This window comes from Bradyrhizobium sp. LeoA1Lang (assembly GCF_055413685.1).
The window spans coordinates 51,684-68,155 of sequence record NZ_JBVAPG010000012.1 but is presented as its reverse complement, the minus strand read 5'-3'; the positions used below and the strand labels follow the sequence as shown (position 1 = coordinate 68,155).

The following is a 16,472-nucleotide window of genomic DNA, read 5'->3' as shown; positions in this document are numbered from 1 at the left end:
ATTCACAAGGCAAATCCGTAGCCCGGATGGAGCTATTTCAGCGTCGACGTCAGCGCTTCCGAGAATGCCTCATCGGTGCGGTCGAGCCGCAGCGGCGTGACCGACACGTAGCGCGCCGCAAGCGCCGCGAGATCGGTGCCTTCCGCCGGCGTGTCCATCATCGCCGTGCGCTCAAAACCGATCCAGAAATAGGGATTGCCGCGGCCATCGCGGCGCTCATCGATCTTCAGGAAACCGAGATTGCGCTTGCCCTGCCGGGTGACGCGGATGCCCTTGACGTCCTCCGGCACGCAGGCCGGGAAATTGACATTGATCACCGTGTTCTTGGGAATGCCGGCATCCATCACCTTGCGCACGATGTCGGGACCGAATTGCAGCGCGGTGTCCCAGAGCGGCTTTTCACGGGTCTCGAGGCTGAATTCCTGCGACAGCGCAAATGACGGCAGGCCCAGTATGGTGCCCTCGAGTGCGCCGGCGATGGTGCCGGAATAGACCACGTCCTCGGCGACGTTGCGGCCCTTGTTGACGCCCGACAGCACGAGATCCGGCAGTTTCGGACCGAGGATATGGCGCGCGCCCATGATCACGCAGTCCGTCGGCGTCCCCCGGACGGCGAAGTGGCGCGGGCCGATCTCGCGCAGCCGCAAGGGATCGTTCAGGGACAGCGAATGCGACACGCCAGACTGGTCGAGCTCCGGCGCCACGATCCAGACGTCGTCGGACAAAGTGCGCGCGATCTGCTCGACGACCTTCAACCCGGGCGCGTGGATGCCGTCATCATTGGTGCAGAGAATTCGCATCCGTTCAAAATGCCCTGTTCGATCGCCTGTCTTGCCAAAGGTCTTAACCGGCAAACGCCGCAGAGGCAAACCCCGGCGATTTGCGGGTTCTTACCGCTTCATCCGGACACGCCAGGGTCGCAGGAATTTGGCGCTGCCCGCGATCCGAAGCTGAAATCCTGTGGTTTTCGGCGGTAGCGCCTCAATGGCTCCAGCCGTCGCAACGTCCACTTTCTCGACGACCAGCGGCTCGGGCGCCGAATCGACCTCAGCGGTTACAAGCGGTTTCGTGTGGCGCTGCCGCGCGACCCAAAGCCCTTTGCCAAAATCGACCGGATCGAACCATTTCTGCGCGCCCAGATCGCCCGCGAGCCCCTCGTCCCAGAGCCGTGCGATCTCGATATCGAACTTTCCGCCGTGCCGTTGATCGATGAGCTGCATCCCGAAACCGGTGACGGCCCACTGCCGTCCGATCCAGTAGATGTCGCGATGCAGCGCCATCTTGCAGGTTCACTTCATGTGTCGTGCTCGATCACTTTCAAGCCGCCCATATAGGGCTGCAGCACGTCGGGAACGGCAATCGAGCCGTCCTGCTGCTGATAGTTTTCCATCACGGCGATCAGCGCTCGGCCGACCGCGGTGCCGGAGCCGTTCAGCGTATGCACGAAGCGCGGCTTGCCGTCGCCGGCACGATAGCGCGCATCCATTCGCCGGGCCTGGAAATCGCCGCAGACCGAACAGCTCGAGATTTCACGATACGCGCCACCGTCGCCCTGACCTGAAAATTGTCCTGGCATCCACACTTCGATGTCGTAGGTCTTCTGCGCGGAAAAACCCATGTCGCCGGCGCACAGCGTCATCACGCGATAATGCAGGTCGAGCTGGCGCAGCACTTCCTCGGCGCAGGCCAGCATGCGCTCATGTTCGTCGCGGCTGGTCTCCGGCGTGGTGATCGAGACCAGTTCGACCTTCGTGAACTGGTGCTGGCGGATCATGCCGCGCGTGTCGCGGCCGGCGGCGCCGGCTTCGGCGCGGAAGCAGGGCGTGAGCGCAGTCAGCCGCATCGGCAGCTCTTTTTCGTCGACGATGGATTCGCGGACGAGATTGGTCAGCGAGACCTCGGCGGTCGGGATCAGTCCGAGACGCTCGCTCTTCAGCCGCTCTTCACCGGCAGTCAGCAATTCGCCCTTGATCGCCCAGAACTGATCGTCCTCGAATTTCGGTAATTGCCCGGTGCCGAACATCACCTCGTTGCGCACCAGGAGCGGCGGATTGATTTCGCTATATCCGTGCTCGTTGGTGTGCAGGTCGAGCATGAATTGCCCGATCGCCCGCTCCAGCCGCGCCAATCCCTTCTTCAGCACGACGAAGCGCGCGCCCGACAATTTCGCGGCCGCTTCGAAATCCATGTAGCCGAGAGCGCCGCCGAGATCGTCATGCGGCTTCGGCGCAAAACCGTACTGTCGTGGCGCGCCGAATAGGTGGTGCTGCACATTGCCGTGCTCGTCGACGCCATCAGGCACATCGTCCGCGGGCAAGTTCGGAAGCGCGGCGAGTTGCGTGTTCAATTCCTCATCGGCCACCTTCGCGGCGGCCTCGAGCTCCGGTAGCGAGGTCTTGAGCTCCGCGACTTCAGCCATCAGCTTCGCCGCGCGCGCCTCGTCCTTGGCTTTCTTGGCTTCGCCGATCTCCTTGGACGCCGCATTGCGCCGTGCCTGCGCCTGCTCGGACGCCAGAATTGCCGCGCGGCGTTTCTCGTCGATCGCAAGCAGCGACGGCGACAGGGGCGCAAACCCGCGCCGTTTCATTCCGACGTCGAAAGCCTCGGGATTGTCGCGGATCGCTTTGATGTCGTGCATGACCACATTCCTACGTCATGGCCGGGCTTGTCCCGGCCATCCACGCCTCGATTGCACGGTCTGTAAAAGACGTGGATGCCCTGGACAAGCCCGGGCATGACGAATAACGCCCTACTCGGCCGGATTGGTGGCGCTGGGCGTGCCGCCGGTCGAGGTTCGGGCGGCGGCTGCCTTCTTCTCCACCACGCGCACGGCGATGATGGCGCCCTCGTAGAGCGCCAGCAAGGGGATCGCGAGCGAGGCCTGGCTCAGCACGTCCGGCGGGGTCAGGACCGCGGCAATGATGAAAGCGATGACGATGAAATAGCGCCGCTTCTCGCGCAGCATCTGCGAGGTCACGATGCCGATGCGGCCAAGCAGCGTCAGGATCACCGGGAGCTGGAAGGCGATGCCGAAGGCGAAGATCAGCGACATCATCAGCGACAGATATTCGCCGACCTTCGGCAGGAGCTGGATCTGCGCGGTCTCCGCGCCGCCCATCTGCTGCATACCCAGCGAGAACCGCACCAGCATCGGCAGCACCACGAAATAGACCAGCATCGCGCCGGCCACGAAGAACACGGGAGTGGCGATCAGATATGGCAGGAACGCGTTGCGCTCGTGCCGATAAAGCCCGGGCGCCACGAACTTGTAGATCTGGGTTGCGACGATCGGGAACGAGATGAAGCCGGCGCCGAACAGCGCAAGCTTGAGCTGGGTGATGAAATATTCCAGCAGCGCGGTGTAGATGAATTTCGAGTTCTCAGGCCCGGCGACCCAGACGAACGGCCACACCAGCACGTTGTAAATCTGCTTGGCGAAGAAGAAGCAGAAGATGAAGGCCACGCCGAATCCGAGCAGCGCCTTGATCAGCCGCGAGCGCAGCTCGATCAAGTGGTCCATCAACGGTGCCTTGCTGGCTTCGATGTCTTCGGCGCTCATGACGCTTTCGCGCTCTTTTGCACGTCGGGCGCCTCAGGTGCGTCCTGCGGCACTGCCGGTTGCGGCTCAGCCTCTTTGACGATCGCGAGCGGCTCGTTCGCCGCCGCGTGCGCTTCGGCTTCGACAAAGGTCTCCGGCGTAGGCGCGGCCGGCGTCGTTGGAATTACCGGCGTATCGCCCGCCGATGCCGGCGGCAGAGCGGCCGGCGCATCCGCAGGCTTGGCCTCCGCGGGCTTCTCGATGTCGCCGATCTGCAGGGAGTCGTTCACGTCCTTCTGCAGTGACGTCATGACATTCCCGCTGGTAATGCCCGTGGCGGCTTCCCTGACGTCGTCAAAGCCCTTCTTGAGCTCGGCCATCTCGGCCTCGCGCATGGCTTCCTGGAACTGGCCCTGGAATTCAGCAGCCATCCGGCGTGCCTTGCCCATCCACTGGCCCACCATCCGGAGCACGCCGGGGAGTTCTTTCGGGCCGATGGCGATCAGCGCGACGACCGCGATGACGACCAGTTCACTCCACCCGATGTCGAACATGAAAGATTCCGCTCACGCGCGCAAACAACCCCGGCCCTTGTAACAGGATTTGGGGGCGCACGCGTTTTTTCTCAACGAACGTCCATAGCGTTTTCAAGCGAAGTGGTCACCGGTTCGCGTGAAGAAAACGCGTCAGACAAGCCTTAGACTTAGACGGCCTTGCTGCCGACGTCCGACCGTGCTGCCGACGGCGCCGCATTGTGATCAATGGACTTCACCGGCTCGGCGGGCTTTTCTGCAGTCTTGTCATCGTCCTGCATGCCCTTCTTGAAGGCCTTGATGCCCTGCGCGACATCGCCCATCAGGTCGGAAATCTTGCCGCGGCCAAACAGCAGCAGGACCACTGCGATCACGACGATCCAGTGCCAAATGCTAAGCGAACCCATCCTGCAAACCCTCCAAACGTGACCGGCGCACCGGCCGAAGCTTCGAGCGGAAAGTAGGCCCGCAGGGCGTCAAAAACAAGGACTCAAGCCGCGGCAAATCGCTGTCGCGGCTACGCAATATTGCTACCGTTAACCTGCTGCGTTCCGGCTGCGGGGGTCAGGCTGAATCCTTGCCATCACCCTCTGAAGGGCCACCGCCCTCTGACTCCGAATCCTTGCCGCCGCCCTCCTCGGGCTCGGCAACCGGCGCCAGGAACAGTTCCAGATTGTCGCCGGGCTCGAGCGGGTCCTCATCCTCGCGAAGCGTCGGATCGTCCGATGGCGTCGGGACATTGAAGCCGGACGGCAGGCGCGAATCCAAGAGACCGGTTCCCTTCAGCTCGTCGAGACCGGGCAGGTCGCCGAGCGCCTCCAGGCTGAACTGCGAGAGGAACGCTTCCGTCGTGCCGAAGGTGAGCGGCCGTCCCGGCGTCTTGCGGCGCCCGCGGGGGCGGATCCAGCCGGTTTCCAGGAGCACGTCGAGCGTGCCCTTGGAGGTGACCACGCCGCGGATCTCCTCGATCTCGGCGCGGGTCACCGGCTGGTGATAGGCGACGATCGCCAGCACCTCGATCGCCGCGCGCGAGAGTTTCTTCGTCTCCGTGGTCTCGCGCGTCATCAGCCAGGCGAGATCGCCTGCGGTGCGGAAGGTCCATTTGTTGGCGACACGCACCAGATTGACCCCGCGCGGGGCGTATTCCGCCTGCAGTTGCGCCAGCGCGGCCTTGACGTCGACGCCCTCGGGCATGCGCTTGGCCAGGGTGGCCTGGTCGATCGGCTCGGCGGAGGCGAACAGCAGGGCTTCCAGAAGCCGCAATTCCTCGGGCCGCGCCTGCGGATCGGTGACGTGCTCCTCGGCATCTTCCATGCGCTTTTCCGCCAGGCTTGCCATGGCTCGGTCTCCTTCTTCCACTTACTCAGCCGTAATGTCCGGCGCGGTGGCACCGGGCACTTGCGGCAAACGCTTACGAAAATAGAGCGGCGCAAACGCTCGGCTCTGGTTCAGCTCCATCTCGCCTTCCCGCACCAATTCCAGCGCGGCGGCGAAACTCGACGCGAACACGGTCGCCCGCTGCGACGGTTCGACGACGTAGTCCATCAGGAATTCGTCGAGGCAATTCCAGTGCTCGTTATCGGCCGCACCGACGAGGCGTTCCAGCGAGGCGCGCGCTTCGGCAAGCGACCACACCGTGCGCTTGGTCAGATGCACGCTGGCCAGCACCCGCTGCTGGCGCTGCACGGCGTAAGCCGTGAGCAGGTCGTAGAGCGTCGCGGTGAATTTCGGATGCTTGATCTCGGCGATGGACTCCGGATTGCCGCGCGGAAAGATATCGCGCTGGAACTGCGGCCGGTTCATCAGCCGGTTCGCCGCTTCCCGGATCGCCTCGAGCCGCCGCAGCCGGTTGGCAAGCGCGGTCGCCATCTCCTCGGCGCTCGGCCCTTCCGCTGCGGGCGGCTCCGGCAACAACAGCCGCGATTTCAGGTAGGCGAGCCAGGCCGCCATGACCAGATAATCGGCGGCAAGCTCCAGCCGGATCTTCCGCGCCGCCTCGATGAACTGCAGGTACTGGTCCGCGAGCGCCAGGATCGAGATCTTGGACAGGTCGACCTTCTGCTGCCGCGCGAGCGTCAGCAGGAGGTCGAGCGGGCCCTCATAGCCGCCGACGTCGACCACCAGCGCCGGTTCGTCCTCGCTGATTTCAGCCGGCCGGCCGGTCTCAAACGACAGAATTTCCGCGGTCATGCCGTACCTACTTGTCCTATCAAGGCATCCAGTTCGGCCCGTGCCGCCAGCCGGTCGAACGGAAGCGGCGGTTTCCGTGCTGCCAGCGCGCGCTTGGCGCGCTCCAGCGCCTCGCCGGTCAGTTCCGGCGTTTCGCGCGCAACTTCGCGCATCTCGTCGAGCTTGCCGTTGCAGTGCAGGACCATGTCGCAGCCTGCGCTAATGATCGCCCGGGTCCGCTCGGCGATCGATCCCGAGAGCGCGTTCATGGACACGTCATCACTCATTAACAAACCCTGGAACCCGATACCGTCGCGAATCACCTGTTGGATGATTGTCGCAGAAGTCGTCGCCGGTTGGGCGGGGTCCAGCGCGCTAAACACAACATGTGCAGTCATGGCCATCGGCAGATCGGCAAGCGGCCGGAATGCCGCAAAGTCGGTCCGTTCCAGTTCGGACCTGGCCGTATCAACCGTCGGTAGCCGGAAATGGGTGTCCGCCGTTGCCCGTCCATGACCTGGTATATGTTTCAGCACCGGTAAAATACCACCCTGCTCTAATCCGTCCGTCACGGCGCGGGCAATGGCGGCCACCTTGGCTGGATCGGTTCCATAGGCGCGGTTGCCGATCACGGCGTCGGCGCCTTCGACCGGCACGTCCGCCAGCGGCAGGCAGTCGACGGTGATCCCGAGATCCGCCAGATCGGCGGCAATCAGCCTCGCGCTGAGCCGCGCGGCGGCAAGCCCGAGCTGCGAATCGCGATCGTACAGCGCACCAAACGCCGCCCCGGCGGGATAGACGGGCCAATGCGGCGGTCCAAGCCGCTGAACCCGGCCGCCCTCCTGGTCGATCAGGACCGGCGCCTCAGGTTGACCTACGACTGAACGGCATTCACGAACAAGTGCAGATACTTGATCGGGGGTTTCGACGTTCCGTTTGAACAGGATGAAGCCCCACGGCCGTTCGGCGCGAATGAACTCGCGCTCGGCATCGGTCAGCTCAAACCCGGATACGCCCGTGATGAATGCTCGGTTTACCATGCGGCCGATTAGGCCGCATGTATCCCGAGCGTCAAGGAAACCGCCGTTAATTCCTTTGGATGAGGCACTGCGGCCCGCCGGCAGCCTTCAGGCTGCTGCAAACCTGCGTCGCCTGATCCAGGGAGCTGAACGGACCGGCAAACGCCCGGTAGTACACTCCCTTCTCGCCGAGATCGACGCGCTTCACGAGCAGCGACTGCGAGCCGAGCACGCTTGGATACTTGCCCTGCAGCGCCTTGTAGGAGGCCTGCGCATCCGCCTCGTTCCGTTGCGAGGAGACCTGAACCACATACCCTCCGCTGCTCACGCTCGCGGTGGGATTGGTCGAAGCGACACGGGTCGGCGCCGGATCGGGCTGCGGCGCGCCGGGTGCCAGCGACATCGGCGTGTTGGCGCTCGCATTGGCCGAGGCTGGGTTGCCATGGGACGGGGTCACCGACGCAGTCCGCATGACAGGCGCTGACTTGGCTGGCGGAGGCGGCGCCGACGCCGGCACGCCGGCATCTGCCGAATCGCCCTTGACCGAAAGCGTCCGGATCCGCCGCGGCTCATTGTTAGGCAGCGTACCGCTCGTGGTCAGCGGCGAAGCTGCCGAGGGAGCGACGCTCGCCACCGGCGGTGGGTTGGCATTCTGGTTCAACGGCGGAAACACCACGCGGGGACCGGTATTGGAGGTGACGTCGACCGGCGTCTCCTCACGCGAGATGAGCTTTTCCGTGCCGTTGCCGGACGCCATGCGGTCTGGCGCCTTGCCGGCACCGTCAGGCTGCGACATGATCTTGGTCGGGCTGTTATCGGCCTTGATGATCGGCGGCTCGCCGCTGCGGGGCGACCCCACATAGGTCCGGTAGCCAAAGGCTGCGCCGGTGCCCACCACCGCGAGCGCTAGCACGGCCCCTACCGTCATCAGTCCGCTGCTACGCTTCCGCGGCGGAGGCTCCTCGTCTTCGTAAGCGGCGCTCTGATAGGCGTAGGGATCGTCGGGATACGCCGCTTCGCGCTGAAAATCCTGCTCGCCGGCTTCGATCTGGCCATAAAGCGCATCGTCGTAGCGCGACGGATCAAGCTGCTGCGCCGGCTCCTCGAACGGCAACTCCTCGCGATATTCCGGCACCGGCGCGCGATATTCTGGCGTCGGCACCGGCGCCGCTGCGTGCTGCGCGGTGTAGCGATGCAGCGGGTGCACGGCGCTCGGCTGAATATCCGGCTCTTCGTAGTCCTCCGATGGCGCTGCATAGTCCTGCGACGGCGCAGCATATTGCTGCGGCGGCGCGACCTCATGGCGGGCGCGCTGCATCCAGGGCGGTGGGCTGGCCGGCAGGTCCACCTCCTCATCCTCAGCCTGCGGCTGATAGGTCTGCGGCCGGACATTGGCCCGCGACTGCAGCGGATGCGGCGCCGGCTGCGGCTTGGGCGGAGTGGTGGCAAACGGATCGGCTTGTCCGATCAGCCGTGCCAGTTCGGCCAGCGGGTCGTTTTCGGCCCGACCCGTGGCATTGGTGCCGCGATCGTAGTCGAGATCGGCGGGAAAAATTCGGTTTTGATATCGATCAGCCATCGTGATCTTGCATCCCCTTCGGGACAGCGCCAAGTCGCCTGCAACTTCCTGGTGCGAACGAGTTGGTCCCTGCCAAGTACCCCCACGATCCCCATCGCGAGAGGCTTCGCCCCTGCTGCTACCGCATCTCGGTTAGGGCGTGGACGCCTAGAACAGCTAGACCCGATGCCAGAACCGAGACGACGCCCTGAACCATTGCCAGTCGCGCCCTTGTGATCTCTGCATCATTATTCATAATGAAGCGTAAATAGGGCAGATCGCCTCCTTTGTTCCACAGCGCGTGGAACTCGCTGGCCAAATCATACAGATAAAAGGCGATCCGGTGCGGCTCGTGTGCGACGGCCGCAGCCTCGATCATGCGCGGATAGAGCGCCAACTGCTTGAGCAGGCTGAGTTCTGCCGGATCGGACAGCCGCTCGAGCGCCGCCCCCGAAAGATAGTCCCGCCGCGCGCCGTCCTCATCCGGCAGGTCCGTCAGCACCTCCTGCCGCGCGTTACGGAAGACCGAATGGCCGCGGGCATGCCCATACTGGACGTAGAACACGGCATTGTCCTTGGTCTGCTCGATCACCTTGGCGAGGTCGAAATCGAGCACGGCGTCGTTCTTGCGGAACAGCATCATGAAGCGCACCGCATCCGAGCCGACCTCGTCGACGACTTCGCGCAGCGTCACGAACTCGCCGGCGCGCTTCGACATCTTCACCGGCTCGCCGTCGCGCAGCAGCCGGACGAGCTGCACGATCTTCACGTCGAGCTCCGCCTTGCCGGCGCTCACGGCCTTAACCGCCGCCTGCATGCGCTTGACGTAGCCGCCATGGTCGGCACCGAACACATCGATCAGATTGTTAAAGCCGCGCTCGAACTTGTTGCGATGGTTGGCGATATCCGACGCGAAATAGGTGTAGGTGCCGTCCGACTTGATCAGCGGACGATCGACATCGTCGCCATAGGCGGTGGCACGGAACAGCGTCTGCTCGCGGTCCTCGTAATCCTCGACCGGCTTGCCTTTCGGCGGCGGCAGACGTCCCTCGTAGATGTCACCCTTGTCACGCAGGAAATCGATGGTCTCGGCGACCTTGTTGTTGCCGGTCTCGATCAGCGAGCGTTCGGAGAAGAACACGTCGTGCTTGATGTTGAGCGCGGCGAGATCGTCCTTGATCTCGGCCATCATCATCGCGATCGCCTTGTCGCACACGATCGGCAGCCACGCGGCCTCGCGCATCGAAAGCAGCTTGTCGCCGTATTCCCTGGCAAGCGCCTGCCCCACCGGCTTCAAATAGTCGCCGGGATAAAGTCCTTCCGGGATGGCGCCGATGTCCTCGCCGAGCGCCTCGCGGTAGCGCAGATAGGCCGAGCGCGCGAGGACGTCGACCTGCGCGCCGGCATCGTTGACGTAATATTCGCGGGTGACGTTGAATCCAGCGAACTCCAGCAGGCTGCAAAGCGCATCGCCGAACACCGCGCCGCGGCAATGGCCGACATGCATCGGTCCGGTCGGGTTCGCCGAGACGTACTCGACATTGACCTTCTCGTTGCCGCCCATCGCGCTGCAGCCAAAGCCCACCCCCTCGCGCAGGATCGTGCGCAGCTCGCAGATCCAGACGTGCGGCTTCAAGGTGAGATTGATGAAGCCGGGACCTGCGACGTCGACGGACGCCACCAGTTCGTCTTCCCGCAGCTTCGCCGCGATCTTCTCGGCGAGATCGCGCGGCTTGGCCTTGGCCTCCTTTGCCAGCACCATTGCGGCGTTGGTCGCCATGTCGCCATGGCTGGCCTCCCGCGGCGGCTCGACCACAATGCGCGAAAAATCGGTGCCTTCAGGCCATTGGTCCTCAGCCGCGAGCGCGGCACAGATCGCCCGCACGCGCGCGAGCACATCGGCAAAAAGGTGCGAAGAAGCAGGTTTGTCGGCCATGGGCGCCGCCTAACGCAAATCCGGGGTCGAGTCAAAAAGCCTGTTATGCTCGATCAGGGCGTAGCGGTCGGTCATCCCGGCAATGAAATTACCGATCCGCCTGGCGCGTTCCGCCTCGGTCTCCGCCTCCCTGCCCTCCACCCACTCGGGCGGCAGGTCGCCCGGGGATTGCCGGTAGCGCGCGAACAGGTCAAACACGATCTGTTCGGCGTCGTCCATTATCCGCATGACCCGCTGGTGGCGGTACATCCGCTGCCAGAGGAAGCTCTTGATCTCCGCCTCCTCCTGGGCCACGGCCGGTGGAAATGCGATCAGCGGCCCATTGTGACGGCGCACGTCATGGGCGGATTGCGGCTGTGCGGCCTCGAGCCGCCGGCTCGCCTCGGCGAATACCGCGCTGATGAAATGCGAGATCAATTCGCGCACCAGTTCCGCGCCACGCCGGACTTCGTCCAGAGCCGGATAGTGCCGGTCGATTTCCGCGATGATCTCCGCGGTCAACGGCATCACCTTGAGTTCGTCAACCTTGAACAGCCCCGCGCGCAGGCCGTCATCGATGTCGTGGGCATCGTAGGCGATGTCGTCGGCGAAGGCCGCGACCTGGGCTTCGAGCGAGGCAAAACTCCATAGCTCCAGATCGTAGGTCTTGTTGTAGTCGGAAATACCGATAGGGATGCCGCCTGTCTCGCGGTAGCGTCCGGCCGGCGCACCGTCGCACTCGGTCAGCGGGCCGTTGTGCTTGACGATGCCCTCAAGCGATTCCCAGGTCAGATTGAGCCCGTCGAATTCCGGATAGCGGTGCTCCAGCGCGGTAACCATGCGCAGCGTCTGCGCATTGTGATCGAAGCCGCCATGGGGTTTCAGGCACCTGTCCAGCGCCCGCTCGCCGGCATGGCCGAACGGCGGGTGTCCGAGGTCATGCGCCAGCGCCAAGGTCTCCGTCAGGTCCTCGTCCAGCCCGAGCTGGCGAGCCAGCGCACGGGCGATCTGTGCAACTTCCAGCGAATGGGTCAGCCGCGTGCGATAGTGGTCGCCCTCGTGGAACACGAAGACCTGGGTCTTGTACTTCAGCCGCCGGAACGCAGTGGAATGGATCACCCGGTCGCAATCCCGGCGGAAGGCGCTGCGGGTCTTGCTCGGGGCCTCCGCGAACAGCCGCCCGCGGCTGCGATCGGGGTCGCAGGCATAGGGCGCGCGGGGGGCAGCCATTCCGACCGACACGGTTTTTTAGTCCTTATCCATTTGATTCCGCTTCCTTCCGCACTTAACTATGGTGAGGGCGGGATACCAAATGAAATGGGTATGACGCTGCGAGCATGATCCGGAAAAGTGGATACCGGTTTCCCCTCGCGACAAACGCGGAGCGTCTGCGCGGAGATCATGCTCAAATGATAAGGCTTCGGAGCTTGCCATGACTGATTCTGTCACCATCACCGAGCGGGCCGCCCGCCGGATCGGTCAAATCCTCAAGAGCGAGGGTGACGGTGCGATGCTGCGCATTTCGGTCGAGGGCGGCGGCTGCTCCGGTTTCCAGTATAAGTTCGACGTCGACCGCGCCAAGGCGGAAGACGATCTCGTGATCTCCCGTGAGGAGGCGGTGGTCCTGGTCGATTCGGCGTCCGCGCCGTTCCTGGTAGGGTCCGAGGTCGATTTTGTCGACGATCTGATCGGCGCGTCGTTCCGCGTGGTGAATCCGAACGCTACCGCCTCCTGCGGCTGCGGCACCAGTTTCTCGATCTGACTCTTCTCTCTCAGCGGCTGGCGAACAACGCCCGCGCATTGCCGTGCGCGATCTTTGCGGCGATGTCGGGCGGTAGCTGATCGAGCCAGGCGCGGTAGCCGGCCATGATGTCGCCGTAGCTTGCCCAGCGTTCCGGCACCCAGGTGTCGGAGCCCAGCAGGAAGCGGTCGGGATAGCGCTCGAACAGCGTCCGCCAGTCCGCCGTCAGCTTCCCTGCCCCGTCGACAATGCCGCCGCGATAGGACAGCTCGCCCCACAGGTTCGGATATTTGCCGAGCATGGCGGCGACGCGATCGGTCGGCAGGCCAAAGCCGGTATGCGCCCAGATGATCCTGGCGCGCGGATTGTGCCGCATCAGGATCTCGACGGCTTCCTGATCGGCGTGCGCGTGCAAATAGAGATCGTGGTCGACGGCGAAATCGACGGTCTTCTTCACCCACTCGGTGTCAGCCGCTTTGCCCGACAAATGGAATTCGCCGATACCGCGATAATAGCCGCGCTTGAACTCCTGCTGCACGAGGTCGAAGATCGCGGGATCGCCAAACCAGGTCTGGATGTCGGCACGCACGCGGTAGGGCCGGAGGAACGGCACCACCTCGAGGCCATCAGCCTTGGCATCGACCAGTACATGCGTCCCGGTATTGGGACGGCTGGTGGCGATGATGCCGGTGATGCGGTTCTTCCTGAACAGCGCCAGCACTTCATCGAGCGTGTAGGTAGGCGTCGGCTCCCAATTGTAGTGCAGATGCGCGTCGAAGATCTCGATCGGCTCGGCCGCGCGGGCAGGCGCGCCGATCGTTGCCAGCCACGCGGCGGCGGCAAATCCCGCCGCCCACATTGCACGGGGAGACATCATCACTCCGCCGCCACCACGTGCGGCCGATCCTCGCCACCCTCCTCCTGCGGCTCGAGCCTGCGGCGCAGCCGACGGTCGATGCGGTCGAGATAGATATAGATCACCGGCGTGATGAACAGCGTCAGCAACTGCGAGACGCAGAGTCCCCCGACCACGGCCACGCCGAGCGGCTGGCGCAGCTCGGCGCCGGCGCCCGCACCGAGTGCGATCGGCAGCGTGCCGAAGATCGCGGCAAATGTCGTCATCATGATCGGGCGGAAGCGCAGCAGCGCCGCTTCACGTATCGCGTGTTCGGCGCTCAAGCCGACGCGACGACGCTCGAGCGCGAAGTCGACCATCATGATCGCGTTCTTCTTGACGATGCCGACCAGCATCACGATGCCGATCATCGCGATGACCGACAGCTCCATGTTGAACAGCATCAAGGTGAGGATCGCGCCGATGCCGGCCGACGGCAGGCCGGAGATGATCGTGATTGGGTGGATGAAGCTCTCGTAGAGAATGCCGAGGATCACGAACGCCGCGAACACCGCGGCGAGGATCAGCACGCCCTGCCCCCGCAGCGAATCCTGGAACACCTGCGCAGTGCCTGAGAATCCGGTCGCGATCGTCGCCGGCAGGTTCGAGCTCTGCTCCAGCGCCGTGATCTGGTCGACCGCATAGCCCAGCGAAGTGCCGGGCGCGAGGTTGAACGAGATCGTCACCGCCGGCTGCTGGCCCTGGTGGTTGATCTGCAGTGGCCCGACCGACGGCACCAGCCTTGCGACAGCATCCAGCGGAATGGTCTGGCCGCTCCCCGTCTTCATGTAGAGCTTGGACAGGTTCGATGGATCGACCCGGAACTCCGGCTGCACCTCCAGGATGATCTGGTAGTCGTTTGAGGGCATGTAGATGGTGCCGACCTGGCGTGCGCCATAGGCGTTGTAGAGCTGGTTGCGCACCTGATCGACGGTGACGCCGTAGACCGCGGCCTTCTCGCGGTCGATGTCGACCGTCATCTGCGGGTTCTTGATGTAGAGATCGGTGGTGACGTCGAGCAGGCCCGGAATCTTCTCGATCTTGTCGCGCATCTCAGGCGCGATCCGGTACAGCGACTCGGTATCACCGCTCTGCAGCACATATTGATACTGGCTCTTGGAAACGCGGCCGCCGATGTTGAGGTTCTGGACGCTCTGGAAGAATGCCTGCATGCCCGGGATGGCGCGGGCCTTCTGGCGCAGCCGTCCGATCACAACGCTAGCGTTGTCGCGCTCCTTCTGCGGCTTCAGTGCGATGAACAGGCGGCCGTAATTCGCGGTTGGGTTGGGGCCGCCGGAACCGACGGTCGAGTTGACGTAGTCGATCGCAGGGTCGGTCCGAAGCACGTCGACCAGCGCCTGCTGGCGCACCTTCATCGCTTCGAATGACGTGTCGGTCGCAGCCTCGGTCACGCCGATCAGGAAGCCGGTGTCCTCCTGCGGGAAGAAGCCCTTCGGCACGATCATGTAGAGATAGAAGGTGCCGGCGAGCGTCGCCAAGGTGACCGCGAGCATCAGCGCCTTTTTCGCCAGCACCCAGTCGAGCGCCCATTCATACGCCCGCAGCAAGGCGTCGAACATCGCCTCGAACGCCCGCAGCACGACATTCGGGCGCTTGGTCTCGTCATGGGCGCGCAGCACGCGCGCGCACAGCATCGGCGTCAAGGTCAGCGAGACGAACCCGGACACGATGATCGCGATCGAGATCGTCACCGCGAATTCGCGGAATACCCGGCCGACAATGCCGCCCATCAGGAGCACCGGGATGAACACGGCGATCAGCGAGAAGGTGATCGAGATGATGGTAAAGCCGATCTCGCGCGCGCCCTTCAGTGCCGCCTCGAACGGTCGCATGCCGCGCTCGATGTGGCGGACGATGTTCTCCAGCATGACAATGGCGTCGTCGACCACAAAGCCGACCGACAGCGTCAGCGCCAGCAGCGTCATGTTGTTGACGGAGTAATCCAGCGCGTACATCGCGGCGAAGGTGCCGAGCAGCGAGATCGGGACCGCGAGCGCCGGAATGAAGGTGGCCCACAGCGACCGCAGGAACAGGAAGATCACCAGGATGACCAGCGCGATCGCGATCAGCAGGGTTTCCTCGACGTCGTTGACCGCCTGCCGGATCGAGACCGAGCGATCCATCATCACCTGCATGGTCACCGAGGGCGGGATCGAGGCACGCAGTGCCGGCAGCTTCGCCAGCACGGAATCGACCACCGCAACCGTATTGGCGTCGGGCTGCTTCTGGATCGCGAGCACGATCGCGCGCTCGTCGTTCAGCCAGGTCGCGACCTTGTCGTTCTCGACGCTGTCATAGACCTTTGCGATTTCATCGAGTCTGACCGGCGAGCCGTTACGCCAGGCGACATAGATCTGCCGGTAGTCGGCTGCCTTGTCCATCTGGCCGGAGGCCTGCAGCGCGACGTCCTGCTTCGGCCCGTTCAGCGTTCCGACCGGGGTCGAGGAATTCGCGCGCGACACCGCGGTCCTGATGTCCTCGAGCGACACCCCGCGCGCCGCCGCGGCCACGGGGTCGGCCTGGACCCGGATCGCGAATTTCTGAGCGCCGTAGATCAGGACCTGGGCGACGCCCGGAAGCTGCGACAGCGCCTGGCCGACGGTGATGTCGCCATACTCGTTGACGGCCGAGAGTGGCAGCGTCGCCGAGTTCAGCGAGATGAAGAGAATCGGGAAGTCCGCAGGGTTCACCTTGCGGAAGCTCGGCGGTGTCGTCATCTCGATCGGCAGCCGGCGCTGCGCGATCGTCAGCGCGGTCTGCACGTCGAGCGCCGCGGCATCGATGTTGCGGTTGAGATCGAACTGGATGGTGATGACGCTCGTGCCCTGCGAGGAGTTCGAGGACATCGAGGATATGCCCGCGATCGTCGAGAGCTGCCGCTCGATGATGCCGGCGACCGAGGCCGCCATGGTGTCGGCGCTCGCGCCCGGCAGGGTCGCGGTCACCGCAATGGTCGGGAAATCCACTTTCGGCAGCGCCGAGACCGGCAACAGGCGGAAGCCGAAGATGCCAAAGGCGATGATCGCCGCGGTGATCAGCGTCGTCATCACCGGTCGCCGGATGCAAAGTTCGGGCAGCGACAT

15 protein-coding genes are annotated in these 16,472 nt (G+C 64.1%); 1 reads left to right on the top strand and 14 read right to left on the bottom strand.

Going from position 1 to position 16,472, the window contains the following annotated elements; translation table 11 throughout:
• Positions 1–32 precede the first annotated feature (32 nt).
• The 12 genes from surE to ACZYOF_RS06925 all read right to left on the bottom strand — a co-directional run bounded on the left by surE (position 33) and on the right by ACZYOF_RS06925 (position 11,974).
• Positions 33–800 carry a 5'/3'-nucleotidase SurE gene (gene surE / locus ACZYOF_RS06980; protein WP_463715264.1) on the bottom strand — a complete coding sequence of 256 codons (768 nt, stop codon included), beginning with the start codon at positions 798–800 and terminating at the stop codon, positions 33–35.
• Between the two features lie 90 nt (positions 801–890).
• The gene (locus ACZYOF_RS06975) at positions 891–1,280 is read right to left on the bottom strand and encodes a hypothetical protein (RefSeq protein ID WP_282527091.1); all 390 of its coding nucleotides are present in this window, start codon (positions 1,278–1,280) and stop codon (positions 891–893) included.
• Positions 1,281–1,294: 14 nt separating this feature from the next.
• Positions 1,295–2,638 carry a serine--tRNA ligase gene (gene serS / locus ACZYOF_RS06970; RefSeq protein ID WP_463715263.1) on the bottom strand — a complete coding sequence of 448 codons (1,344 nt, stop codon included), beginning with the start codon at positions 2,636–2,638 and terminating at the stop codon, positions 1,295–1,297.
• Between the two features lie 111 nt (positions 2,639–2,749).
• On the bottom strand, positions 2,750–3,559 hold the full coding sequence (gene tatC, locus ACZYOF_RS06965; RefSeq protein ID WP_282527089.1) for a twin-arginine translocase subunit TatC: 810 nt from the start codon (positions 3,557–3,559) through the stop codon (positions 2,750–2,752).
• Positions 3,556–4,092: a Sec-independent protein translocase protein TatB gene (gene tatB, locus ACZYOF_RS06960; RefSeq protein ID WP_463715262.1), complete on the bottom strand. Its 537-nt coding sequence runs from the start codon at positions 4,090–4,092 to the stop codon at positions 3,556–3,558. Before tatB ends, tatC begins: the two co-directional genes overlap by 4 nt.
• A gap of 149 nt (positions 4,093–4,241) precedes the next feature.
• Positions 4,242–4,478, bottom strand: coding sequence for a twin-arginine translocase TatA/TatE family subunit (locus ACZYOF_RS06955; RefSeq protein WP_130579159.1), 237 nt, complete (start codon positions 4,476–4,478; stop codon positions 4,242–4,244).
• A gap of 157 nt (positions 4,479–4,635) precedes the next feature.
• The gene (gene scpB, locus ACZYOF_RS06950) at positions 4,636–5,409 is read right to left on the bottom strand and encodes an SMC-Scp complex subunit ScpB (protein WP_282527087.1); all 774 of its coding nucleotides are present in this window, start codon (positions 5,407–5,409) and stop codon (positions 4,636–4,638) included.
• Positions 5,410–5,430: 21 nt separating this feature from the next.
• Positions 5,431–6,261 carry a segregation and condensation protein A gene (locus ACZYOF_RS06945; RefSeq protein WP_130579157.1) on the bottom strand — a complete coding sequence of 277 codons (831 nt, stop codon included), beginning with the start codon at positions 6,259–6,261 and terminating at the stop codon, positions 5,431–5,433.
• A complete protein-coding gene (gene nagZ / locus ACZYOF_RS06940) occupies positions 6,258–7,280 on the bottom strand; it encodes a beta-N-acetylhexosaminidase (RefSeq protein ID WP_130579155.1) in 1,023 nt (340 codons plus the stop codon). Before nagZ ends, ACZYOF_RS06945 begins: the two co-directional genes overlap by 4 nt.
• Before the next feature lie 46 nt (positions 7,281–7,326).
• Complete coding sequence (locus ACZYOF_RS06935; RefSeq protein WP_463715261.1) at positions 7,327–8,838, bottom strand: SPOR domain-containing protein; 1,512 nt, start codon at positions 8,836–8,838, stop codon at positions 7,327–7,329.
• A gap of 118 nt (positions 8,839–8,956) precedes the next feature.
• Complete coding sequence (argS, locus tag ACZYOF_RS06930) at positions 8,957–10,753, bottom strand: arginine--tRNA ligase (protein WP_463715260.1); 1,797 nt, start codon at positions 10,751–10,753, stop codon at positions 8,957–8,959.
• 9 nt (positions 10,754–10,762) lie between these two features.
• Positions 10,763–11,974 carry a deoxyguanosinetriphosphate triphosphohydrolase gene (locus ACZYOF_RS06925; RefSeq protein ID WP_463715259.1) on the bottom strand — a complete coding sequence of 404 codons (1,212 nt, stop codon included), beginning with the start codon at positions 11,972–11,974 and terminating at the stop codon, positions 10,763–10,765.
• 190 nt (positions 11,975–12,164) lie between these two features.
• On the opposite strand from ACZYOF_RS06925, the gene erpA reads away from it, so the two are divergent.
• Positions 12,165–12,494: an iron-sulfur cluster insertion protein ErpA gene (gene erpA, locus ACZYOF_RS06920; RefSeq protein ID WP_463715258.1), complete on the top strand. Its 330-nt coding sequence runs from the start codon at positions 12,165–12,167 to the stop codon at positions 12,492–12,494.
• A gap of 10 nt (positions 12,495–12,504) precedes the next feature.
• Here the strand turns inward: erpA and ACZYOF_RS06915 are convergent, their stop codons facing one another.
• Positions 12,505–13,347, bottom strand: coding sequence for an amidohydrolase family protein (locus ACZYOF_RS06915; protein ID WP_463715257.1), 843 nt, complete (start codon positions 13,345–13,347; stop codon positions 12,505–12,507).
• 2 nt (positions 13,348–13,349) lie between these two features.
• Positions 13,350–16,472 carry an efflux RND transporter permease subunit gene (locus tag ACZYOF_RS06910; RefSeq protein ID WP_463715256.1) on the bottom strand — a complete coding sequence of 1,041 codons (3,123 nt, stop codon included), beginning with the start codon at positions 16,470–16,472 and terminating at the stop codon, positions 13,350–13,352.